Source organism: Streptomyces sp. NPDC046335, from assembly GCF_055587985.1.
Map to the genome: position 1 here is coordinate 614,191 of NZ_JBVJFF010000004.1, position 22,800 is coordinate 636,990.

Sequence of the window (22,800 nt, forward strand, 5' to 3'; positions counted from 1 at the left end):
GGGGGGGAGATATAGGTGGCGTAGACGCCGCGTTGGGCGCTCGTCTCCCCTCCCCCCCCCCCCCCCCCCGCCGCGCTGAGGGCACTTCCCGTCGGGTCAGGTGCGGGCCGGCTCCTGGGGCTTGGCCTCCGTGCCCACCGGGACGAACGCCGAGGTCCGGGAGGTGAGTCCGGTGCCCTCGATGTCGACGCGTGGCAGCACCTTGTCGAGCCAACGGGGAAGCCACCAGGCCTTGTCCCCGAGGAGGGCGAGGACGGCGGGCACGAAGGCCATGCGGATGACGAACGCGTCGAACAGCACGGCGATGGCGAGGCCGAAGCCGATCGTCTTGATCATGGATTCGCCGGATCCGACGAAGCCGGAGAATACCGCGATCATGATCACAGCGGCGGCGGTGACCACCCGGGCGCTGTGCCGGAAGCCGCTGACGACCGCCTGTCCGGGCCGCTCGCCGTGCACGTACGCCTCGCGCATGCGGGAGACGAGGAAGACCTCGTAGTCCATGGCCAGGCCGAAGACGATACCCACCAGGAAGATCGGCATGAGACTCATGATGGGACCGGTCTGCTCGACGCCGAGCAGTTCGGCGCCCCAGCCCCACTGGAAGACCGCGACGACCGCGCCGAGTGAGGCGAGTACCGAGAGCAGGAAGCCGAGGGCCGCCTTGAGGGGCACCAGTACGGAACGGAAGACCACGAGCAGCAGCAACAGGGACAGCAGCACGATGACGGTCAGGTAGGGCATCAGGGCGTCCTGAAGGGCCTGCGCGATGTCGATGTTCATCGCGGTGCTGCCGGTGACCTCGAAGGTGGCCCCGGTGTCCGCCTCCAGGCCGGGGCGCTCCGCGCGGATGGTCTGCACGATGTCCTTGGTGGCCTCCTCGTTCGGGCCGGTGGTCGGGACCGCGGAGAAGAGCGCGGCGTCACCGGCCTCGTTGAACTGCGGGGGCGTGACGGACACGACGCCCTCGGTGTCCTTGATCTCCGCGGCGATCTCGGCTGCGGAGGCCTTCGGGTCCGCGGCGCCCTTGACGTCGGCGACGATCGTCAGCAGACCGTTGAAGCCCGCTCCGAAGCCGTCGGCCAGCGCATCGTAGGCACGTCGCTCCGTTGTCGACGTGGGCTTGGCCTCGTCGCCCGGCATACCCATCTCCAGATGGGCGGCGGGCAGGGCCAGCGCCCCCAGACCGACGACGCTGAGGATCAGGACGGCCACGGGGCGGCGCATCACGAAGCGGGCCCATCGGGTGCCGCCGTTGTCCGCTTCCCCCGAGTGGTGGCTCGCGGCGGCACCCTGTTTTCCGGCTTTACGGGTCTTGCCGTCCGTACGGCCTATACGGGCCTTACGGTCCTTGCGGGAGAGGACGGCGTTCGGCCATATTCCGAGCAGGGCGGGCACCAGGGTGAGGGCGATCAGAACGCCGACGGCGACCGCCGCGGCGGCGCACAGGCCCATCTTGGTGAGCATCGGCACGCCGATCACGGTCAGTCCGGCGAGCGCGATGATCACGGTCAGCCCGGCGAAGACCACGGCGGAGCCGGCCGTGCCGGCCGCGAGGCCTGCCGCCTCCTGCGGAGTGTGGCCGTTCGCGCGCTCCTCGCGGTAGCGGGAGACCACGAAGAGGGCGTAGTCGATGCCGACGGCGAGCCCGAGCATCGAGGCGAGCGTGCCGGTGGTCATGGAAAGACCGAGGGCGCTGCCGAGGGCGAGGATCGCGCACATGCTGATCCCGACGCCGATGACGGCGGTGAGCAGCGGGAGCCCGGCCGCCGCGAGGGAGCCGAAGGTGATCAGCAGGACCACGGCGGCGAGCGCGATGCCGATGGCCTCGGCGGAGCCTCCGGCAGCGGGCTGTGAGGCGAGCGCGGTGCCGCCCACCTCGACGGTGAGGCCTGACTCGCGTGCCTTGCCGATGGCCTCTTCGAGGCCGTCCTTGCCGGCGTCGGTCAGGTCGTCGGCCTTGACCTTGTAGGTGACCGTGGCGTACGCGGTGGAGGCGTCCTTGCTGACCGCCTTGGCCCGGAAGGGGCTGACGGCCTGGTCGACCTGGGAATCCTCGCCGGCGGTGGACACCAGCTCGTCGATGGCCGCGCGGTTGTCGGCGGCGGTCACCTTTTCCCCGTCGGGGGCGATGAAAACGATGCGAGCGTTGGCACCGTTGGCGTCCGAGCCGGGAAAACGCTCTCCGATCAGGTCGAACGCCTGCTGGGCCTCTATGCCGGGCATGAACGACGTGCCGTCGTCACCGGCGGCGGGCGCCTTGGCGGCGCCGAGCCCGACGCCGCCGAGGACCACCACCCACAGCAAGGTCACGAGCCAGCGTCGCCGGAAGGCGGTACGGCCCAGTCGGTACAGGAAGGTAGCCACGGGAAAGGTCTCTCCAAGGTCCGGTCTCAGGTAGGTACCAAGGCTGCCTTCCAGGGACGGGCCGGAGCATCGTGCCAGTGCCGTCATTACGGCTTAGTGGCTGGACACCAGACGGGGCACCGGCCTAGTGCGAGACAACGACGCTGCCTCCTACCTGAGGATGACGGCGGACGCGGAGGGACCGGGCGGATCAGCGCAGGGCGCGCACGAAGACATCACCGATCAGGTTGGTGTCGTCGGGGACCAGACCGGGATAGTAGGAGTCGAAGACGGCCGTCGACTCGTCCGCGCTGAGCGCCGCTCGGCCCACGGTGACGGGCTTGCCGTCCTGTCCCGGCGAGAGCAATTCCTCCTGGCCGGTGCGCGCGTCGCGCAGGACGAGACCCAGCGTCCTGCGGTCCGCGTCGGCCGTGTTGAGGAGCAGCTTCGAACCGTCCGCCGACAGATCCGACACCAGAGTGACATCGGTGGGGGAGTGGCCGTCGTACCGCTGAAGCGTGCCCGTGCGCAGGTCGCGGACGAAGGCGTTCCAGGACGTGCTGGTGGCCCCGTTGGGGTCGGTGCCAGGGACCAGGTTCGTGGCCACCGAGTTGAAGCCGACCGTGGAGCCGTCGGCGCTCAGCACCGGGGAGAGCGCCGACCTGTCGGCCGGCGCCCCGTCATGGGTGACATCGGCCTGCACGGTCTTCCGCGTGACGCGGTCGTACACCAGGATGTCCGCCTTGTCGTCGTCGGACGGCCCCGAGTAACCGACCCGGTAGGCCACCTTGCGGCCGTCGGCGCTCATGGAGATGTCCTGGCAGTCACGGGTCGTGGACGGGCCGGCCCGCCACAGGCGCTGGGTCCGCCGGTCCAGGAGCATGACCCGGCAGCGGGACACCCCGTCTTCGTCGGCGGCGGTCTCGGCCACGAAGGCGACGTACCGTCCGTCCGCGCTGAGCGGGGCCGCGCCGTAGTCCGCGCGATAGCCGCCCTCCAGCGCGGGCGCCACGGGCTCGACGTGCCCGGTGCGCACGTTCATCACGTGGACGGAGTACTTCTGGGTGGTGGCCGAGTACGAGGTGAAAGTCAGGTGGTTCCCCGAATCGGACACCCGCGGCAGCATCGTCGACTCACCCGGCAGCACCACGCGCTTGAGAGGCGCACCGGGAGCCGTCCGGTAGAAGACGTTGTTGGGCGCGTCCGTTCCCGGGACCAGGTTGGTCGCCGACGACATGAAGGCGACGACGCGTCCGTCCGCGCTGACGGTCGGATCCACCGAGTGACTGTTGCCGCCGGCGCCGCCGGGCGCCACGCTGATCCGTTCGGTGTACGGGGCCCGGTCGCCGTCCGCTGCCCCCGCGGGCCAGGTGAGACAGGCCAGGGCGGTCGCCAGGGCGGCGGTCATGGAGTTGCGTAACGAAGGTCTCATCAGGTGGTTCCCCCTTCGGCCGAGGACGGCCACAGCCACCCCTCGCGCCCGGTAACGCCTCAACACCGTCTGTGCGGAGGGCTCACGCGATGAAAGCGCGGAGTGGGTCATGGGTCAATGCGCGCGCGGGGGTAACAGGCGATGAGGTGGTTCAGGTGGGGCGGACGAGGAAGTTGACCGCCGACTTGATGAACTCCGCGACGAGAGGACTGGTGTCGCCGGTACGGGTGGCGACGACGACCTGGCACGGTTCGGCCCCGTCGATGGAGACGGCGACGAGGCCGGGGCGGAGCGCGAAACGCCGGTCACCCGCGGGGACGACGGCGATGGCGGTGCCGTCGGCGATGGCTTCGAGCTTGTCGTCGTAGGTGTCGGCAAGGGTGGGGCCGAGCGGGGCCGGGGGACCCTCCGGCCGTGGTTCGAGGCGCCAGAAGGCGCTCCATTCGGGGCTCATGCCGGTGCACCCCACGAGGGGCTCCGCGGCGATGTCGGCGGCGGTGACCGATTCCCTGCCGGCGAGGCGGTGAGATGCGGACACGAGCAGGACTCGGGGCTCGGTGTAGAGGACCGTCGTGTCGAGGCCGTCGTCCGGTATCGGCAGCGGTGTGCGGACGACCCAGGCGTCGACCTGCCGATCGGTCAGGGCGCCGGCGTCCTGGGAGCTGAAGTGCCGGGTGCGGACATGGGCGTCGGGATGCCGCTGACGCAGGTCACGTACGGCGGGAGTGACGATCAGATCGTCGACGTAACCGATGGTGATCGTGCGCGCCGGTGCCGCGGCCCGCGCGGTGGACACCGCCTGCTGGGCCTCGTGCAGCAATTGCTGCGCCCGGGGAACGAACGCCGCACCGGCGGCGGTGAGCCGGCTGCCCTGGGTGGTGCGCTCCAGCAGGCGCACGCCGAGGACGTTCTCCAGCCGCTGGATCTGACGGCTCAGGGACGGCTGGGCGACCCGCAACTCCTCGGCCGCACGGGCGAAGTTCAGGTGCTCGGCGACGACCGTGAAGTACCGGACCAGCCGCAGATCCAGATCGGGAAGCATGTCGGCACTCTACGCGTCATGCAAATCCGGCATGACGCGGTGCACAACGGGACTTGGACGTCCGCCGGGGGCCGCTGCTGTCATCTCACCATGACCTTTGTCTTCGTCAACGGCGTTCCCGTGACCTCCGCGGTGTGGACCCCGCTGATCAACGAGTTGTCCGCGTCCCAGCGACAGGAAACCGTCGTGCTCTCCCCGCCGGGCTTCGGCGCGCCACTCCCTCCGGGCTTCGGGGCCACCTTCACCGACTACCGGGACTGGCTCATCGACGAGCTGTCACGGTTCGAGGCACCCGTGGACGTCGTCGGCCACGACTTCGGCGGTGGCTACGCCCTGGAGGTGGCGATGACCCGCCCCGACCTGCTCCGCAGCTGGGTCAGCGACACCATCGGCGGTTACGAGCCGGACTTCGTATGGCACGAGATCGCCAGGCTCTGGCAGACGCCGGGCGAGGGGGAGCGCCATATCGAGGAGATCTTCTCCGGTGACGTCGAGGAACGGGCGGCACGCATGGTCGACTGGGGCATCCCCCAGCCGACGGCCGGCGAGGTGGCGCTCGGCCAGGGCCCGCCGATGGGCAGGGCCATCCTCGCGCTGTACCGGTCCGCGCCCCCGGCAGTGCTGACCGAACGCGGCCGCGATCTGCCCGCGGCGGCCGCCACGCCCGGCCTGGTCCCCATCGCGACCGACGACCACACGGCAGGCAGCGCCGCCCTCCGCCATCGCGCCGCCCGGCGCGCCGGCGCCCGAACCGTTGAACTCGACGGACTCGGCCACTGGTGGATGCTCCAGGACCCGGCACGAACGGCCCGCGTGCTGTCGGACTTCTGGAGCACCCTGTGACGGGACCACCACCGCCCAGGACCCGCCTTCGACACTAGCTTCGGCTGCGGGGATGAAGTGTCATGTGGATGTCGTCCGCCGCCCACAGGACGAATCGTTCGATGGGCGTCACCTCATGACCCGGTACGGGCCTGAAGCGGAAGCGTTTGAGCAGTACGGCCAGGACGAGTTCGGCCTCGACCATGGCCAGGGCGGCGCCCTCGCAGCTACGGGGACCGAGCCCGAAGGGGATGTAGGCCAGCCTCGGCCGCTTGGCCACTTCGGCGGGACTGAACCGCTCGGGCATGAACCTTGCGGGCTCGGGCCAGTAGTCGGGGTTCATGTGGACGGCCCAGAACGGATAGAAGACCGTCGCCCCCGCCGGGATCTCGTACTCGCCCAGGACGAGTGCTTCCGTCGTCTCCCGCGCGCCGTAGGGGCCGGGCGGATAGAGCCGCATCGACTCCTTGAGGGTCATGTCGAGATAGGTGAGCTCGCGCAGGTCGGCGTAGTCGGGTGCCGGGCGGTCGCCGAGGACGCGGTCCAGCTCCTCCGCGACGCGTTCGGCCACCTCCGGGTGTCGGCCCAGCAGATGCAGCGTCCAGGAGACGGCGACTCCGGTGGTGTGGTGCGCCGCCAGCATCGTCACCATGACGGTGTCGCGGATGCGTGCGGGACTCTCACCCGCCTCGACGAGCGCTCCGATCAGATCGGACGCGTCCGCACGGCTGCCCGAGCCGTGCGCGGCGATCACCCCGTCGACCGTCGCCCGCAGGTAGGTGAGGGCCTCGTCGGCCTGCGTGGCCCGTTCCTCTTGAGTACCGGGGACGGGCACCTGGTAGAGGCGTCCGAGATACTCGGTGAGCACGTCCTCGAACGCCGCGATGACACGGTCGGAGTCCGGGACGTCACCGCCCAGCGCGAACCGGCAGATCATCCGGAGCGTCAGCGCGGTGAGATCCTTCTGCAACGCGACGGGCGCGTCGAGTTGCCGGGGACCGTCGGGCTCTCGCACGCTCTGCTCGGATGACCGCTCGGATGACCGCTCGGCCCACCGGTCGGCGAGAGCCGTGGTCAGCTCCGTGAACTGCGCGAAGTGCCGCTCGTGGGCGGGGCGTCCGGCCAATACCGACAGCAACAGGCGCCGCCAGGGGCCATGCTCCTCGGCGTTGAGCACCTGCAAGTTCCCCGCCTCACACAGCGGGGCCAGAAACTCGAAAAGCTGCTCCGGGCGCTTGTCGATATGAGCCGTGGCTTCCAGCAGCACGGGGTCGGCCACCGATACGGCCGTCTCGGAGCCGGGCAGTTGAAACCGTACGACGGGCCCGTACTCGGCATGCAGGCGCAACTGGTAGTTGTGCAGTCCCCCTGCTGCCGTCACGGCGCCGACCCCGCCGTCGGCACGGGGCTCCGGACCGGGAATGCGCATCGCCGAACCTCCTCAGTGACACATGCTCACCGACGAAGCCTAGTTGCGCTTCGTCAGGTTGGTTCCGGCTCCGACACGGCGCCTGGGCGGCGTTACCCCTGGAGGCGAACGCCGGTGAGCTCTCCGGAGACTGGCCAGACGCGCCGGGCTTCAGAGGCGCTGCGAAGGCGGGAGTGCAACTTCTGCTCTCCGGGAGGGCCGCCGAGGTGGCCGGGGCCGCTGGGCCCGCAGAAGCCGCCGCGCCCGGCGTTGGGGGGAGGTGGCGGCGTACAGGGTGGGGAGTGATGCGGTCTCGACCGTCCCGACGAGGATGCCACGGGCTGACATCGCCCGGATCACGCGTACGCCGAGGGTGTCTCTGTCACGTCCGAGTTCGGGGCGGGCAGCAAGGACTCCACCTGTCCCACGATGAGCGCGACCACCTGTTCCGGCTCGCCGGACATCACCCATCCACGCGAGGCGCGGACACCCAGCACATCAGTCCTGGCCTGCTGCGCATCCTCGACCGCGTGCACGACACCCCGGCGGAGATCGTCACCGAGCTCGGCGAGACATTGCGGCAGACCCCGCTCGCCATCGCGTTGACCGGAGACCTGACCGCTCACACCGGTCCGGCCCGCAGCCTCGGCTACCGGTGGTTCACCGACCCCGCGACGCGACAGCTCTACGCACCCGACGACCGCCCGTTCCTCACCCGCATGTTCGCCTCGGGCCTGCGCGAGGTCGCCACATCGCGGGGCCCCGGCTCCCGCGCGGCCCCCGAGGTCGGCCCACTGGAGCTGACCTGCCGGAACGGGGGCGACCAGTGCGCGCGTCCAGCAGCAGGCCCTTCCGCCGGCTCCGTGGAGGGCGATCACCGATACGGCGACAGAACCCTGGACCAGGTCGATGCCGAGGTCACGGCCGAAGCCCGCCGCCTCGCAGCCCCCCACGGTTTCCGTCGAACCCACGTACTCGTGACGGGCCCTGTCCTGTGAACTGCTGGGACGCCACCGAGGCCGCGGACTGGCCCACTCGAGCCAATGCGGTCACAGCACCCCCCGGCCTCAGTGAAGTGATCTGCTTCACACCCTGTCACAGCGGCCGGTGGTGCGGTGACTTATGGCCGAACACCTGGAACCAGAGGAGGCATCATGACGGGGAAGACGCATGTGGTCGTGATCGGCGGCGGATACGCGGGCGTGATGGCCGCGAACCGGCTGACGCTGCGCGACGACGTCATCGTGACGCTGATCAACCCGCGCCCGGACCTTGTGCACCGGGTCCGCCTGCACCGGCTGGTGGGCGGGTCCGACGACGCGGTCGTTGCCTACCAGGACGTCCTGGCCGGAAGCGTCCGTCTGGTGGTCGACACCGTGACCCGGATCGACGTGGCCGAGCGCAGCGTGACGCTGGCGGCGGCCGGCGGCACGCTCGACTACGACTACCTGGTCTACGCCGCGGGCAGCCGCAGCGCCGAACCGAGCGTGGCCGGAGCAGCTGAGTTCGCCTTCCCGCTCGCCACTCTGGAGGAGGCACAGCGGCTGCGTGCGGTCCTCGACGCTGCTCCCGCGACGGCTCCGGTGACGGTGGTCGGCGCCGGTCCCACCGGCATCGAGACCGCCGCCGAGCTGGCGGAACAGGGCCGTCCGGTGACGCTGGTCTGCGGCGGCGTGCTTGGCCCGTACCTGCACACGCGAGGTCGGCGCTCGGTCGCGAAGCGGCTGGCCAAGCTCGGCGTCACAGTCATCGACGGCTCCGATGCGAAGGTGACGGTGGTGACCCGCGACGCCGTGCGGCTCGCCGACGGCCGTGAGCTGCCGAGCGAGGTCACCGTATGGACCGCCGGTTTCGGCGTTCCTGACCTGGCCGCGCGCAGCGGGCTGAGCACCGACACCGTGGGCCGTCTGCTCACGGACGAGACGCTGACGAGCGTGGACGACGCGCGTGTCGTCGCGGCCGGGGACTCGGCGGCGCCGTCCGGCCTGCCGCTGCGGATGAGCTGCCTGAACGCGACGCCGCTGGGCGCGCGGGCCGCCGACACGGTGCTCAGCCGGCTCACGGGTGAGCAGCCGGACAACCTCCACCAGGGGTTCTACGCCCAGTGCGTCAGCCTGGGCCGAAGGGCAGGCATCTACCAGTTCGCCAACAGGTCCGACGTCGCGGTGGGGCTACACATCGACGACGGCCTGGGCGCCAGGATCAAGGAAATGGTCTGCACGGGCATCATCAAGCACTTGGCCCAAGAGGCGCACAAGCCCGGTTCGTTCCGCCTGCACCGCACGCCGGGAGGTGTCACGAAGCGCCGGCAGCTGCTGAGCGCCGACCGCGTCGAGACACCGGCCGCCGCCGACCGGGCAGCCTGACCGATGCGTGCTGCGAGGGTTGTGCTGTGGGCGCACGTGAACGTGGTCAGCCGCCACGGTCGACCGTGAAGGACCAGGAAAGGGGACGAGAGTTGAGCGACGATGCCACCGACCCGGCGACCGAGGCGTTCCTCGCCCACCGCAACCTGCTCTTCACCATCGCCTACGAGATACTCGGATCGGCGGCCGACGCCGAAGACGTCCTCCAGGAGACCTGGCTGCAATGGGTCAAGGCCGACCAGGGGCAGGTGCACGACGAGCGCGCCTTCCTGGTCCGGATCACCACCCGCCAGGCGCTCAACCGGCTGCGCACCATGAAGCGTCGGCGGGAGGCATACGTCGGTCCCTGGCTGCCCGAGCCGCTGCTCACCGCGCCGGACGTGGCCGAGGACATCGAACTCGCCGAGAGCGTGTCGATGGCGCTGATGCTCATCCTCGAGACGCTGTCACCGACCGAACGTGCCGTCTTCGTGCTGCGCGAGGTCTTCGACATCGGCTACGACGACATCGCGGCCGCCGTCGACAAGAACCCCGCAGCCGTCCGCCAGATCGCCCACCGCGCCCGCCGGCACGTCGACGCGCGTCGCCCCCGCAGGGTGGTCTCATCGAACGAGGGCAAGGCGGTCCTGGAGTCGTTCCAGCACGCCGTCGAAACCGGGGACCCGCAGGCCCTCCTCGACGTGCTCGCTCCCCACGTCGTCCTGATGAGCGACGGCGGCGGCATCAAACACGCCGCGCTGCGGCCGGTCACCGGCGCCGAGCGGGTGTCCCGTATGTTCGCCGGCGGCATGGGCAAGGTCGAAGGCACGATCGCCACCGAATTGACCGTGATCAACGGCAAACCGGCACTACTCGTCCGCCTGGACGGCGAGATCGACGGCGTCATGGCGATCAGTGTCGAGGACGCCCGCATCACCGGCCTCTACTACGTGCGCAACCCCGAGAAGCTGACGCACGTGAGATCCGTGGCCCCGCTCACCCTGCGCTGAACAGACCCGCCGGGGAGATGACCGATGAGCCATGCAAGCGAGCGAAGGGGAGAAATCATGAAGGCAGTGCGCTACCACTCCTACGGCGGCAGCGACGTCCTCGTCTACGAGGAGGCAGGCCGGCCGGTGCCAGGTGTGGGCCAAGTAGTGGTGCAGGTGGCCGGTACCTCGTACAACGACGCGGACTCCGGCCTGCGCGCGGGATTGCGGCAGGATCTGATCCCACTGGCCTTGCCGCACATTCCCGGCCTCGACCTCGCCGGAGTCATCACCGAGGTCGGCGAGGGCGTGCCCAACTGGAGTGTCGGGGACGCGGTGGTCGCACTTCTGCCGGCGGCCGCTCCCGGCGCGGCCGCCGAATACGTCGCCGCATCCGCCGAGGCGCTGGCCCCCGCGCCCCGTACTGTCGAACTGGCCGATGCCGCGGCCCTGCCCCTCGTCGGGCTGACGGCATGGCAGGCCCTGTTCGAGCACGCCGACCTGGAGTCCGGGCAGAACATCCTGATCAACGGCGCAGGCAGCGCAGTGGGCGGCTACGCCGTCCAGCTTGCCGCGCAGGCCGGTGCCACCGTGACCGCGACCGCCGGTGCGCGCAGCCGCGACCGTGTCCGTTCCTACGGAGCGGACCGGATCGTCGACTACGCCAAGACTCCCGTCGTGCAGGCGCTGGCCGGGCAGCACTTCGACGCGGTGCTGCAACTGGCTCCCGCGGGCCCCGAGGAGAACGCGCGGCTGGTGGACCTGGTCGCCGACGGCGGAGCCTTCGTCAGCGTCACCACTCCCGGCCCCCAGGATGCCGGGCGCAGGGTGCGCACGATGCACGTGTTCGGGCGCAGCGAGGCCAGCCGGCTCGCCGGCCTGGTCGCCCGCGTCGACGCCGGAGATCTGGCGATCGAGGTGGCCCAGCGGCTGCCACTGGCCGACCTCGCTATGGTCCACGCCCGCGCCGCAGGCCGGTTCGCCCGGATCGCCGAGCTGGCCGCCCGGGCCGAGGGCGGAGACCTGGCCGAGCGACTGCGTGCCGACCCGGCCGCGGTCCGCGCCCCGGCTGCCGCGGGCGAGCTGGCCGGCAAGACCGTCCTGATTCCCTGAACCGAGCGACGCCTGCACCGGCCGGTGTTGTGACCTGGCGTTCCCGGGCGGCCTGTGCCAGGCGTACCAGGGAGGTGAACCGCCGCCGGCCAGAGGCGGGCATGGCCGCTGCGGTTCGGCATTTCTATCGGCAGGCGATCACTTCCCGTCAGGGAGACGGTAGGGCCGCGTCGCGGGTGCGGTGTTCCAGGCCGTCCAGGATGAGGGCCAGGCCCGCCTCGAACGCCGACTCGTGGTCGATCACCGGCATGTCCTCCGGCAGATCCGCACCAGTACCAGTACCAGCACCGATGCCGGTCTCGAAGCCGGTGTCTGCCTGCTCCTCCAGGACGCTGCCGACCGTGAAGCGACCGGCGGCCAGCATGGCCATTTGCGCGTCCTTCACCGGCACACCTGAGGCGACGAGGAAGTCCATCTTGTGGCGGATACGGTCAAAGTCGCTGGTGGGGGTAGTGCCGGCGTGGAGCCGTGCGCCATCCCGGCGCATCAGCAGCGTGCGCCTGAATCCTCGCGTGTTGTCCAGGAACCAGTCGCGCCAGTCGTCATCGGGGGTCGGCAGCGGCGCGGTCGCATGGGGCGCCATCGCGGCCTCCGCCATGGCGGCGAGGAGGTCCTTCTTGGTGTGGAAGTACCAGTAGAGCGACGGCTGTTCGACGCCCAGCCGCTTCGCCAGCCGCCGTGTGCTGACGGAGTCCAGTCCGACCTCGTCGAGCAGGTCGAGAGCTTCGGAGACGACGGTCTCGCGGTTCACCTTTGTCACGTTGACAATCTATCACTGATAGGTGAATGTGATTCCGAAGAGAACCATTCACCGATAGATTTTCGGAGTGATGGGCATGGCAACGGCAAGAGTGATGGGCAGCGTGACCAACGACGTGACCATCGACGTCACCGACGACGCGATCAACGACGTCACCAACGAATCGGGAGCTAAGCCCCTGCGGGTCCTCGTCGTCGGCGGCGGTGTCGCCGGGCAGGCGCTGGCCTTCTGGCTCACGCGCGGCGGCCACCAGGTGACCGTCGTCGAACGCTTCGACGCGCTGCGGGCCACCGGAGCACAGGTCGACCTCCGAGGGCAGGGCATCGAAGCCGTCGAACGGATGGGGCTCCTCGATGCCGTCCGGGGCAAGCGCGTGGACGAGGCGGGTGTCGCCTTCGTCGACGCCCGGGGCAAGGCCAAGGCGACGATCATGGCCAATACCTCAGGGCGGGGGCGGCAGACCCTCACGTCCGAGTACGAGATCATGCGTGGTGACCTGGTGCGCATCCTGCACGACGTGACGAAGGACGACACCGAGTACGTCTTCGGCCTGAGCGTGGACGGCTTCGAGCAGGACGAACGCAAGGTCGTCGCGCACTTCTCCAACGGGTCTTCGGGCGAGTTCGACCTCTTGGTCGGCGCGGACGGGCAGGGCTCACGTATCCGGCGGGCGATCCTCCCGGCGGGCTTCGACCCGTACTGGCGGGTCGGCATTCACATGGCCTACTGGTTCGTCCCGCGCATCGCGTCCGACAGCGATATCCGTGACACCTACATGGCCCCGGGTGGCCGTCAGATCATGCGTCGCAGCCACAACCCGACCGAGACCCAGGTGTACTTCGTGCTGCGCGAGGAGTCCGAGGAAGCCTCGGCCATTCACCGGGAACCCGCCGAGCGCCGGCGGGAGTTCTGGGCGGGCAGGTTCCGCGACGCGGGGTGGCAGACCGAGCGCTTCATCGAGGGCATGAGGACGAGCCCGTTCTTCTACTCCCAGGAGGTCGCCCAGGTCCGTACCGACACCTGGTCCAAGGGCCGCGTGGTGCTGGTCGGCGACGCCGCGCACTGCGCCTCCCCCTACAGCGGCATGGGTATCTCCGGCGGCCTGGTCGGCGCCCACGTCCTGGCCGGCGAGATCAACCGGCACCCGGGCGACCTGCCGACCGCACTGGCGAACTACGACACCCTGCTGCGGCCCTTCGTCGACGAGATCCAGGGCGAGGTGAATCCCCGCCTCCTGCGCCTGGCCATGCCGAAGACCCGGCGTGCGATCGCGGCCTTCCAGGCCGCCACCCGGCTGGCCTGCTTTCTGCGCGTCCCCGATCTCGTCGCGCGCTTCTCGAAGGAGGACCGCGGCGGCGGCTGGCAGCTCCCCGAGAACCCGGCACCGATCAGCGCCGTCCGAAAGTGATCCCCCGGGTGCCCGGGTGCCGGTTGTCAGGGACGGCGGCGGGTGTCCTCCAGGTAGTGCAGGACGGCGGCGACCCGTCGGTCGACCTGCTGGGTCGGTGCCAGGTCCAGCTTGGCGAAGATGCTGCGGATGTGTTTGTGGACGGCGCCGTCGGTGACGACGAGCCGGGCGGCGATGGCGTTGTTGCCGAGGCCCTCCGCCATGAGGGCGAGAACGTCCCGTTCGCGGGGGCTGAGGCGTTCCAGCCGGGTGTCCTCGCGTGAGCGCGTGAAGAGTTGGGCGACGACTTCCGGGTCGATGGCGGTGCCGCCGTCCGCCACCCGTCGCAGCGCGCCGAGGAACTGCTCGACCCGTCCGACGCGCTCCTTGAGGAGGTAGCCGATGCCGCCGACACCGCCGGTCAGCAGGTCGGTGGCGAAGCTCTGCTCCACGTACGCCGACAGGACGAGGACGGCGAGACCGGGATGGCGGCGCCGGGCCTCGACGGCGGCACGGATGCCTTCATCGGTGTGCGTGGGCGGCATCCGTACGTCGAGGATGGCGACGTCGGGACGGTGCGTGTCGATGGCGACGAGCGCTTCGTCAGCCGTTCCCGCCTTGGCCACCACGTCCAGTCCCTCCGCGCGCAGCAGCAGGGCGACGCCCTCGCGCAGCAACGGGTCGTCCTCGGCCATCACGATCCGCATGGTAGATCCACCTCAAGTATGGTCGGTCCGCCGTGCGGACTGGTCAGATGCAGCACACCGTCGTGGGCCGCGATGCGGCGGCGGATGCCGCTCAGGCCGGAGCCGCCGTCCTCGTCGGCGCCGCCCCGGCCGTCGTCCACGACGCGCAGCAGGAGCCGGCCGCCGCGGCTGCGGACGGTGACGGAGGCCTGCGTGGCGCCGCTGTGCTTGGCGATGTTGGTGAGGGCCTCGGCAGCCACGAAGTAGGCGGTGGCCTCGACCGATGCCGCACAACGTTCCGGCAGGTCGACGTCGGTCCGGCAGGGCACCGCGCAGTACGCGGCCAGCCCGGAGAGCGCTCCGGCAAGCCCGCGATCGGCGAGCACGGCCGGCAGGATGCCGCGGGCGACGGTGCGCAGTTCGGCCAGCGCCTGCTCGGCGGCCGACTGGGCACGTTCGAGCAGTTCGTCGGCGCCGGCCGGGTCGCGGGTCACCATACGGCGTACGGCACCGAGCAGCACGGTGACGGTGACGAGGCGGTTCTGGGCGCCGTCGTGCAGGGAGCGCTCGATGCGGCGCAGTTCTACGGCGTGGGCGTCGAGTGCGGCGGCCCGTGTCGCGGTCAGCTCGGCGACGCGCAACGAGAGGTCGGCGTCCGGCCCGGCCGAGAGGAGAGCCACGGCCGGGCGGGCCTGGAGCCGGGCCAGGGCGGGGCTCAGGCCGAGGATGATGGCGATCCAGCCCAGGCCGAGCAGGGACACCACGCAGGCCTGCGCCCAGGAGTCCGCGGTCCCGATCCCGAGTGACGTGCTGGTGGCGCCCTCCGGGGCGAACGGCCACAGCAGGGGGAAGGTGGTGTCGCGGAAGGCGGCGAACGGCAGCAGCGTGCCGAGCAGGCCCAGGAGAAGACCGAACGTGGCGTGCACCGGCAACCAGCACAACTCACGGCGGGTGGTGGCATCGGCCAGTGCCAACCGCAGTTGTGTGGGCGGTGGTTGCGGGGGCACGACGTCGAGACCGTGGCGGCCGAGCCGGGCGCGTTCCCGCCCGGCGAGCGCGTGCAGGGCGCGCAGCGCGGTCGGCGCGATGAGTAGACCGACGCCCACCAGACAGGCAGCGGCCGTCAGCACGAGCAGGACGGTGACCGCCAGGGCCGGCAGAGCCGTGCCCAACCCACCCACGAGCTGCCTCCACGCGGCCCGGGCGGCACGGGCGGCATCGACGCCGGCATCCCTCAAGGACTCCGTCGTACGGGGTTTGGTCCGGTGGCCGGAGCCTGGGTTTCGCCGGCTGGGCACTCATTCCGCCTTTCGCCGAGCGTGCCGATACGCGAGTCACCCTATGCCCTCGCGCGGGAAGGGCGGGCGGACGGTACAGCCTGCTGTACCACCGGTCGGGCAGCCCATGGGATCGGCCGGAAGGCCGCTGATCCGTAGCGTCGACCTCATCGAACACGCCGTTGAAGGAGCTCACATGACGCACCCGGATCCCTACCGTCTCACCCCGGCCGACGGCCGCAAGGAGACGCCGGACCGGTCAAGCGGTTTGGGCGTGGCCCGCACTCTTCTCTGGGTGGTCCTCGTGGTCGGCGTGCTCGGCAACACGGTGGCCTCGTCCACCGGAGCCGGGATCGGGGTGCACCTGGTCGCCGCCGGGGTCACCGCGGTGTGCGCCACCCTGCTGGTCGTGCTCCGGATGCGGAACAGCCGATGAGCACCTGGGGTTTGAGCCGTCGTACCGACGTACGTGCGCGACCCGCCGAGACGGGACCGACCGCCGAGACGGGACCGACCGCCGCAGTGGGACCGACCGCGGTAGTGGGACCGGCCGTCGCGCTGGCGAAGGTCTGCAAGGTGTACGAGGGCGGAGTGCGAGCTCTGGACGACGTGTCGCTGACGGTGCTGCCGGGCACGTTCGTCGCCGTGATGGGCCCGTCGGGCTCCGGCAAGAGCACCTTGATGCACTGTGCGGCCGGACTGGACTCACCCACGTCGGGCAGCGTCCGCGTCGACGGCCACGAGATCGCCGGACTGGACGAGACGCGCCGTACCCAACTGCGCCGCGACCGCGTCGGGTTCGTGTTCCAGGCGTACAACCTGATTCCGTCGCTGACCACCGAGGACAACATCACGCTGCCGCTGCGCCTCGCGGGCCGAAGCCCGGACCGGGAGTGGGTGCACGCCCTGGTCGAACGGGTCGGTATCGCCGACTGCCTGGACCGCCGGCCCGCCGAGCTGTCCGGAGGCCAGCAGCAACGCGCCGCTGTCGTACGGGCGTTGGCGGCCAAGCCCGCAGTGGTGTTCGCCGACGAGCCGACCGGGGCGCTGGATCTGCACAGCGCCCGGCAGGTTCTGCGGCTGCTCAGGGGCCTCGTCGACGAGTTCCGTCAGACCGTGGTGATGGTCACCCACGACCCGGCGGCCGCGGCCTGGGCCCACCACGCCGTGGTGATGGCGGACGGCCGGGTGGTCGAGGCCATCGAGGCCCCGACCGCCGCCTCGCTCGCCGACCGCCTCATCACACTCGGGGAGCACTGACCATGCTGCACCTTGCTCTGCGGATGGCCGCGCACAGATTCACCGCGCTGCTCGCCGTGGCCTGCGCGGTACTCGGCGGCGCCGCACTGCTCACCGGGACAGGCGTACTGGCCGAGTCGGGCCTGCGGTCCCAGATGCCGCCCGGCCGACTCGGTGGCGCGGATGTGGTCGTCGCGGCCGACCAGGAGTTCCATCCGAGTGGGGACCTGCCGATCGCGCTCCCCGAACGCGCCACGGTCCCGGCCGGTCTCGTCGGCCGGCTGGCCGAGGTGAAGGGGGTCACCGCGGCGGTCGGCGACATCGGGTTCCCCGCCGCGCTCGTCGATGCCCGCGGCCGGGTGCTGCCGGTCGAGGAACCGCAGGCCTCCGGCCACGGCTGGACCTCGACCGCGCTGCTGCCGAAGCCGCGCATCGAGGGTCACCGTCCGTCCGGTGCCGGTGAGGTCGCGGTGCCCGCCTCGGCCGGGGTACGGGTGGGTGACCGGATCCGGGTCGTCACCGGCGACAGGCTCCCCGCCGCCTCCGGCACGCCGAAGTCACCCTCCTATCGGGTGTCCGCCGTCGTGGACGCGCCCGGCGCGGGCGTCTACTTCGCGGACGGCACCGCGCGGCGGCTGTCCGGCCGCGAGGGCACCTCCGACAGCGGCCGTGCGGGCGGGCCCCGGGCCGGCACCGTCGACCTGATCGGTCTGCGGGCCGCCCCCGGCGCCGAGGAGTCGGTGGCGGCCGCGGTGCGCGACGAGGTGTCGGACAAGGGGCTGAAGGTGCTCACCGGCGACGACCGCGGTACGGCCGTGGCTCCCGGAGTGAGTGCGGCGCGCTCTCTGCTGATTCTGCTGGCGGGTTCGCTCGCCGGGATCCTCCTGATGGTCATCGGATTCGTCACGGCGGGCGCGCTCGGCGTGTCGATCGCCGGGCAGCGCCGGGACCTGGCGCTGATGCGCGCGGTCGGTGCGACGCCCCGGCAGATCCGCCGCCTCGCCGCCTTCCAGGCCACCCTGGTCGCGGTCGTGTCCGCCGTCCCCGGCATCGCCCTCGGCTACCTGCTGGCCGGGCAGTTCGCGCAGGTACTCGTCGACCGGGCGTTCCTGCCGCCCGAACTGCCCCTCACCTACAGCCCGTTGCCCGCGCTCGCCACTCTCGCGCTGATGTTGGCCGCCGTCCAGGTGTCGGCCCGCGCCGCCGCCTGGCGCACCTCCAAGCTGCCTGCCACCGAGGCGGTCGCCGAGTCACGCAGCGAGCCCCGCACCCCGTCCCGTACCCGGACGCTGATCGGTTTGCTGCTGATCGTGGCCGCGACCGTGGCGGCGGTCACCCCGCTGCTGGTCCGGACCGCGCTGGGCGCCACGACCACGTCCATCGCGGGCATCATGGCCGCGATCGGTCTGGCCCTGTCGGGACCGGCGCTCGTCAAGAGCGCGGGCGGGGCGGCGCTGCGGCGCATGCGGCCCGGTGCCTCCGCGCCTAGCTGGCTGGCGGTGGCCGGTATCCGTGCCTACGCTCTCCGGTTCGCCGGGGTCATCAGCCCGCTGGCCATGGGGGTCGTCTTCGTCCTGACGTACACACTGACCCAGACCACGGTGCTCGCCGCGACCCAGCAGGACGTACGGGTCGGCACCCTCGCCCAGCACACACTGAGCGCGCCACAGCTCGGCGGAGTGCCCGCGGACACCCTCCCGGCCGTGCGGCGGCTGCCGGGCGTACGGGCCGCGGAACCCGTGAGCACCACCACCGCGGTGTGGCAGTACAAGGAGTTCGACGAGACGACGAGCGAGTCGGCGTCCGCGATGATCCTCGCCCCCGGCGCGGCCGGCGTGTACGACCTCGGCGTGCGGGACGGCGACCTGGCGCGCCTGAAGGGAGCCACCGTCGCCGTGAGCAGCGAGGCCGCCGGTTCACGTGATGCCGGGATCGGACAACGCGTGCGGCTGATCCTCGGGGACGGCACGCCGGTGACGGCGCGGGTCGTCGCCGTCTACGACCGGGGCCTCGGCTTCGGCCCGGTGGTCCTCTCCCAGGACCTGGCGGCGGGACACACCACGGCGGCCGCGCCGCAGAGCGTCCTCGTACGGACCGACGGCAGTGCCGCCGCCGAAGACCGGCTCACCGCGCTGGCCGGCGAGCATCCAGGGCTTGTCCTGTCGGACACGGACCCGTCCGGCACGGAGCAGGACACTCCGCCCGAGGTGTGGATCAACCTGGCGGTCATCGTCGTCCTGCTCGCCTACCTGCTGCTCAGCATCGCCAACAAACTGGTCGCGTCCACCGTCCAGCGGCGCACCGAGATCGCCGCGCTCCGCCTGGCGGGTACGACGCCCGAACAGGTCCGCGCGATGATGCGCCGGGAGGCAGCCGTGATCGCCGCGACGGCGTGCGGAGCGGGGCTGGTGCTGTCGGCCGTGCCGCTGGCGCTGCTCGGACAGGGATTCCTCGGCCGCCCATGGCCGGCGGGCCCCGTATGGCTGCTGCCGGTCACCGTTCTCGTCCTCACCGCGACGGCCTTCCTGACCATCGAACTCCCCACCAGGCAGGCCCTGCGCACCCCACCGGCCGAGGCCCTGCGCACACCGTGACGGCCCCGGGGGAACAGCAGGCGCCCACGGCGGTCGTCACCCTCCAACTGGTCGGCGAGCGCCGGATCGACCTCGGCCGCGAGGGCCGACGAGTACCTGCCGGACGTGGCCCGGACCTGGCGGCCACGGCCCGACGGCCGCCTCCTGTGCCGGGACCGCCGGGTAGCTCACCTCCCGCCCGAGCGACATCAACCGCGTCCTCACCGCCTTGCGGGGGAGACAAGCTGCCGGAGCCGGAGCAGCTGAAACCCGGACGTGCAGCCACCCACCACCACCTTCACCACCTTTCACCTTCACCACTCGCAAGGGGATGTCCATGTCCAACCGTCGCAACTCGCTGCTGGCACTGAGCGGTGTCGCCGCCGCTCTCGCGCTGACCGTGCCCGGAGCGAACGCGCTGGAGGGCGGCCGTGCCGACGCCTCCGTGAAGAAGAGTCAGGACACGCGGGAGGACCGTACCGACGCCGCCGTGCGCAAAAGCCTGAAGGCACTGGTGGCCAAGGACGGCTTCCCCGGCGCGCTGGCCTCGCTGAGCGACCGGAACGGGCACACCCGCAACTTCACCGCCGGCGTGGGGAACCTGAAGACGGGGTCCAAGGTGCCGGTCGACGGACGGCTGCGGATCGCCAGCAACACCAAGATGTTCACCGCGACCGTCGTCCTCCAACTGGTCGGTGAGGGCAAGGTGGACCTCGAGGCACCGATCGACACATACCTGCCGGGCCTGGTCCGAGGCGAGGGGATCGACGGCCGGGACATCACCGTGCGGCAGTTGCTCCAGCACACCAGCGGCCTGCCCGACTACGACGAGGAGGTCGTGCGGGACTACCTCACCAAGCAGCGGCACCGCTACTTCGAACCGCGCGAGGTGCTCGATCTGGCCCTGGCGAAGAAGGCCATCTTCGCCCCCGGAACCGGTTGGAGTTACAGCAACACCAACTACGTACTGGCCGGCCTCCTCGTGCAGAAGGTCACCGGCCGTCCGATCGGCGAGGAGATCACCCACCGGGTCATCGACCGCATCGGCCTGCGGGACACGTACTGGCCGGGCGTCGGCGACCAGACGATCAAGGGCCGCCACCCGCACGGTTACTTCGCGGCCGGGCCGAACACGCGGTACACCGACGTCACCAAGAGTGACCCGTCCGCGAGCTGGGCCGCCGGCCAGCTGATCGGCACCCCCAGCGACCTCAACCGCTTCCTCGCCGCGCTCCTCGACGGCAAGCTGCTCAAGCCCGCGCAGCTCAAGGAGATGCGGACCACCGTCGAGGCCCCCGACCTCGACACGGTCGGCGACGGCCGCTACGGCCTCGGCCTCGCCACCTTCAAGCTGAGCTGCGGCGGCTTCGCCTGGACCCACGGAGGCAACGCCCCCGGCTTCACCACACGCAATGCCGTGACGGCGGACGGCAGGGCGGCCGCCATCGCGGTCACCGCGCTTCCTACGACGCTCCCCGCCGCGGAACACGTCGAGGAAGCCCTCGACACCGCGCTCTGCGGCTGAGCGTCTCTACTCCGGTCCGTGGCAGGTCGGGCCGGTCGGGCCGGTCAGTCCGGCCGCGGTCAGGGTGAGGTGCCGGGCCAGTACCTCGGCCGCCGTGTCGGCGTCGCGGGCCAGCGCCGCCTCCTCCAACCGGCGGTGTTCGTCGATGCCGTCCCGGTCGGGGTTGCGGTGCGCCGACCAGCGCCGGGCCAGCTCGCTCGCGGTCCACAGCCGGTCGAAGGTCTCCAGCAGGACGGGGTTGCCGCAGCCCTCCAGCAGCGTGCGGTGGAAGGTCCGATGGGCCTCGGACCAGGCTCCGCTGTAGTACTTGCTCTCCTCCGGCGTGAACACCGCGGTTCGGGCCAGGCGGTGGTGAGCCGCTCGTACGCGGGCCTCCCAGTCGATGTCGCCGCGCTCGACCGACATACGCAGGATGACCGGTTCGATGGTCCGGCGGGCCTCGCCGATCTCCTGCCAGCGGCGGTCGGAGAAGGCCGGGACGGCGAAGCCGCGGTTGGGCAGCCGGTCGGCGAGGCCGTCGCCGACCACCCGTACGAGCGCCTCGCGCACGACGGCCAGGCTCACGCCCTGTTCCCGGGCGAGGTCCTGCGGCTTGAGCGCCGCGCCAGGTGCGTAGTCCCCGCGCATGATCGCGTCCCGCAGGCGTGCGTAGACCTGCTCGGAGAGCATCTGTTTCCCCGGCGGGGGAGCGGAGGCGGCGGCCGTCTGTGTCATGACGTCAGCATAGACGATGAGAGTAATAATCGATTATTGTTGCTATGGTCGATTGGGAAGGTCGTCCTCGGCATCCGTTGAGGCGATGGGCTCCGGGGCCTTGACGGGCTTCGGGGCCTGTCGAGGCAACCGGCCTCGGCGCCCGTCGACGCGACCGCTCTCAGTACCCGTCGGCGACCCCGCCTCCCTCTCCCCGCGCCACAGCTCTCCCACCCGACGACCCCCCTCAACTCGCCAGGAGAACAACAGCGATGCCTCTCACCACCACCTGCGACAGCGTCCGCCGCCCGAGCAGCCCGCCGATGGACCTGAACGCCGTCCGCGAGGTCAGCCTCGCCGTCAACGCGGCCCACCGGATCGTCTACCTCGCCCCCGAGGCCGCCCAGGAAGCCGCCGAGTTCGGCGTGACCGACCGCGGACCGGCGTACTTCGCGTTCCGGTCGGCCGCCCTGGGCGCGGTCCCGTGGCAGGTCACGCTCGCGGCCTTCTACAACTTCAGCCCGCGTGCCGTGCGGTCCATGACGGGCGTCTGGGACGCCGCGCCCCCCGAGCGGTGGCAGGCCGCCCGCTTCGTGGTCGCCGAGCGTGTTCTGCGGCGCGTCGGCGTACAACTGACGACCGATCAGCTCGCGGAGGCCCGGTCGCTGATCGACCCGGTCGTCGCCGGCGCCGACTACGCGGGCAAGCCGCTGGCCGCCGCGAACGCGTCGGTCGAGCTCCCGTCCGACCCGCTCGTCGCGCTGTGGCAGCAGATCACGGTGCTGCGCGAGTGGCGCGGCGACGCGCATCTCGTCGTACTCGCCGACAACCGCCTCGGCCCGTGCGACTGCACCGTCCTGCAGACCGCGACGGGGCGCCTCCCGACGGGCCTCATGCGCGCGACCCGCCAGTGGAACGACGAGGAGTGGGCCGCGGCGACGGCACGTCTCGCCGCGCGCGGCTGGCTCGACGCCGAATGCACCGTGACCGAGGCCGGCAGTGCGGCGCGCGAACGGATCGAGGTCGAGACCGACGAGCACTGCGCCGCGCTGTGGGCGCCGATCGGCGACGCGGGCGCCCGCCGCCTCGCCTCGCTCATCACGCCGATCGACGACGCGTTCACCGCGGCAGGGACGTCGGCGCAACCGCGCTGACCGGGGGCC

Annotated in this window: 18 protein-coding genes and 2 pseudogenes; 11 read left to right on the forward strand and 9 right to left on the reverse strand. The window is 71.2% G+C overall.

The annotated features are described in order from the left end of the window. Positions 1–96: 96 nt before the first annotated feature. The 3 genes from ACZ6JY_RS12245 to ACZ6JY_RS12255 form a co-directional block, all read right to left on the reverse strand. Positions 97–2,367, reverse strand: coding sequence for an MMPL family transporter (locus ACZ6JY_RS12245; protein ID WP_469194943.1), 2,271 nt, complete (start codon positions 2,365–2,367; stop codon positions 97–99). Between the two features lie 190 nt (positions 2,368–2,557). Then, a complete protein-coding gene (locus ACZ6JY_RS12250; protein WP_469194945.1) occupies positions 2,558–3,778 on the reverse strand; it encodes a hypothetical protein in 1,221 nt (406 codons plus the stop codon). A gap of 151 nt (positions 3,779–3,929) precedes the next feature. Next, positions 3,930–4,820: a LysR family transcriptional regulator gene (locus tag ACZ6JY_RS12255; RefSeq protein ID WP_469194947.1), complete on the reverse strand. Its 891-nt coding sequence runs from the start codon at positions 4,818–4,820 to the stop codon at positions 3,930–3,932. Positions 4,821–4,910: 90 nt separating this feature from the next. Here ACZ6JY_RS12255 and ACZ6JY_RS12260 point away from each other — a divergent pair, with 90 nt between their 5' ends. Then, entirely contained in the window at positions 4,911–5,663 is a 753-nt protein-coding gene (locus ACZ6JY_RS12260; RefSeq protein ID WP_469194949.1) for an alpha/beta fold hydrolase, read from the forward strand. 34 nt (positions 5,664–5,697) lie between these two features. Here ACZ6JY_RS12260 and ACZ6JY_RS12265 read toward each other — a convergent pair whose 3' ends face one another. Then, positions 5,698–7,071 (reverse strand): cytochrome P450, encoded by a 1,374-nt coding sequence (locus ACZ6JY_RS12265; RefSeq protein WP_469194951.1) that lies wholly within the window; start codon positions 7,069–7,071, stop codon positions 5,698–5,700. A gap of 92 nt (positions 7,072–7,163) precedes the next feature. After that, positions 7,164–7,464, reverse strand: a pseudogene (locus ACZ6JY_RS12270) (short chain dehydrogenase); the annotation flags it as partial. Here ACZ6JY_RS12270 and ACZ6JY_RS12275 point away from each other — a divergent pair. The 4 genes and pseudogenes from ACZ6JY_RS12275 to ACZ6JY_RS12290 all read left to right on the forward strand — a co-directional run. Continuing rightward, a pseudogene (locus ACZ6JY_RS12275) lies at positions 7,377–8,048 on the forward strand (MmyB family transcriptional regulator); the annotation flags it as partial. The pseudogenes ACZ6JY_RS12270 and ACZ6JY_RS12275 sit on opposite strands and share 88 nt — an antisense overlap. Positions 8,049–8,204: 156 nt before the next feature. Beyond that, entirely contained in the window at positions 8,205–9,416 is a 1,212-nt protein-coding gene (locus ACZ6JY_RS12280; RefSeq protein ID WP_469194953.1) for an NAD(P)/FAD-dependent oxidoreductase, read from the forward strand. A gap of 92 nt (positions 9,417–9,508) precedes the next feature. Continuing rightward, positions 9,509–10,405: an RNA polymerase sigma-70 factor gene (locus ACZ6JY_RS12285; protein WP_469194955.1), complete on the forward strand. Its 897-nt coding sequence runs from the start codon at positions 9,509–9,511 to the stop codon at positions 10,403–10,405. Positions 10,406–10,462: 57 nt separating this feature from the next. Continuing rightward, on the forward strand, positions 10,463–11,497 hold the full coding sequence (locus tag ACZ6JY_RS12290) for an NADP-dependent oxidoreductase (RefSeq protein WP_469194957.1): 1,035 nt from the start codon (positions 10,463–10,465) through the stop codon (positions 11,495–11,497). 148 nt (positions 11,498–11,645) lie between these two features. Here ACZ6JY_RS12290 and ACZ6JY_RS12295 read toward each other — a convergent pair whose 3' ends face one another. Next, a complete protein-coding gene (locus ACZ6JY_RS12295) occupies positions 11,646–12,257 on the reverse strand; it encodes a TetR/AcrR family transcriptional regulator C-terminal domain-containing protein (RefSeq protein ID WP_469194958.1) in 612 nt (203 codons plus the stop codon). Between the two features lie 76 nt (positions 12,258–12,333). Here ACZ6JY_RS12295 and ACZ6JY_RS12300 point away from each other — a divergent pair, with 76 nt between their 5' ends. Beyond that, a complete protein-coding gene (locus ACZ6JY_RS12300; protein ID WP_469194960.1) occupies positions 12,334–13,665 on the forward strand; it encodes an FAD-dependent monooxygenase in 1,332 nt (443 codons plus the stop codon). 26 nt (positions 13,666–13,691) lie between these two features. Here ACZ6JY_RS12300 and ACZ6JY_RS12305 read toward each other — a convergent pair whose 3' ends face one another. Together ACZ6JY_RS12305 and ACZ6JY_RS12310 are read right to left on the reverse strand one after the other, a co-directional pair. Further along, complete coding sequence (locus tag ACZ6JY_RS12305) at positions 13,692–14,351, reverse strand: response regulator transcription factor (RefSeq protein ID WP_469194962.1); 660 nt, start codon at positions 14,349–14,351, stop codon at positions 13,692–13,694. Further along, positions 14,339–15,568 (reverse strand): sensor histidine kinase, encoded by a 1,230-nt coding sequence (locus tag ACZ6JY_RS12310; RefSeq protein ID WP_469194964.1) that lies wholly within the window; start codon positions 15,566–15,568, stop codon positions 14,339–14,341. Before ACZ6JY_RS12310 ends, ACZ6JY_RS12305 begins: the two co-directional genes overlap by 13 nt. Positions 15,569–15,803: 235 nt before the next feature. On the opposite strand from ACZ6JY_RS12310, the gene ACZ6JY_RS12315 reads away from it, so the two are divergent. The 4 genes from ACZ6JY_RS12315 to ACZ6JY_RS12330 all read left to right on the forward strand — a co-directional run bounded on the left by ACZ6JY_RS12315 (position 15,804) and on the right by ACZ6JY_RS12330 (position 20,944). Continuing rightward, a complete protein-coding gene (locus tag ACZ6JY_RS12315; RefSeq protein ID WP_469194966.1) occupies positions 15,804–16,043 on the forward strand; it encodes a hypothetical protein in 240 nt (79 codons plus the stop codon). A gap of 11 nt (positions 16,044–16,054) precedes the next feature. After that, the gene (locus ACZ6JY_RS12320; RefSeq protein ID WP_469194968.1) at positions 16,055–16,867 is read left to right on the forward strand and encodes an ABC transporter ATP-binding protein; all 813 of its coding nucleotides are present in this window, start codon (positions 16,055–16,057) and stop codon (positions 16,865–16,867) included. A 2-nt stretch (positions 16,868–16,869) separates the two neighbouring features. Then, on the forward strand, positions 16,870–19,440 hold the full coding sequence (locus ACZ6JY_RS12325; protein WP_469194970.1) for an FtsX-like permease family protein: 2,571 nt from the start codon (positions 16,870–16,872) through the stop codon (positions 19,438–19,440). A gap of 316 nt (positions 19,441–19,756) precedes the next feature. Continuing rightward, entirely contained in the window at positions 19,757–20,944 is a 1,188-nt protein-coding gene (locus ACZ6JY_RS12330; protein ID WP_469194972.1) for a serine hydrolase domain-containing protein, read from the forward strand. A gap of 6 nt (positions 20,945–20,950) precedes the next feature. Here the strand turns inward: ACZ6JY_RS12330 and ACZ6JY_RS12335 are convergent, their stop codons facing one another. Beyond that, on the reverse strand, positions 20,951–21,658 hold the full coding sequence (locus tag ACZ6JY_RS12335; protein WP_469194974.1) for a GntR family transcriptional regulator: 708 nt from the start codon (positions 21,656–21,658) through the stop codon (positions 20,951–20,953). A 302-nt stretch (positions 21,659–21,960) separates the two neighbouring features. Here ACZ6JY_RS12335 and ACZ6JY_RS12340 point away from each other — a divergent pair, with 302 nt between their 5' ends. Further along, on the forward strand, positions 21,961–22,791 hold the full coding sequence (locus ACZ6JY_RS12340; RefSeq protein ID WP_469195058.1) for an SCO6745 family protein: 831 nt from the start codon (positions 21,961–21,963) through the stop codon (positions 22,789–22,791). Positions 22,792–22,800 lie beyond the last annotated feature (9 nt).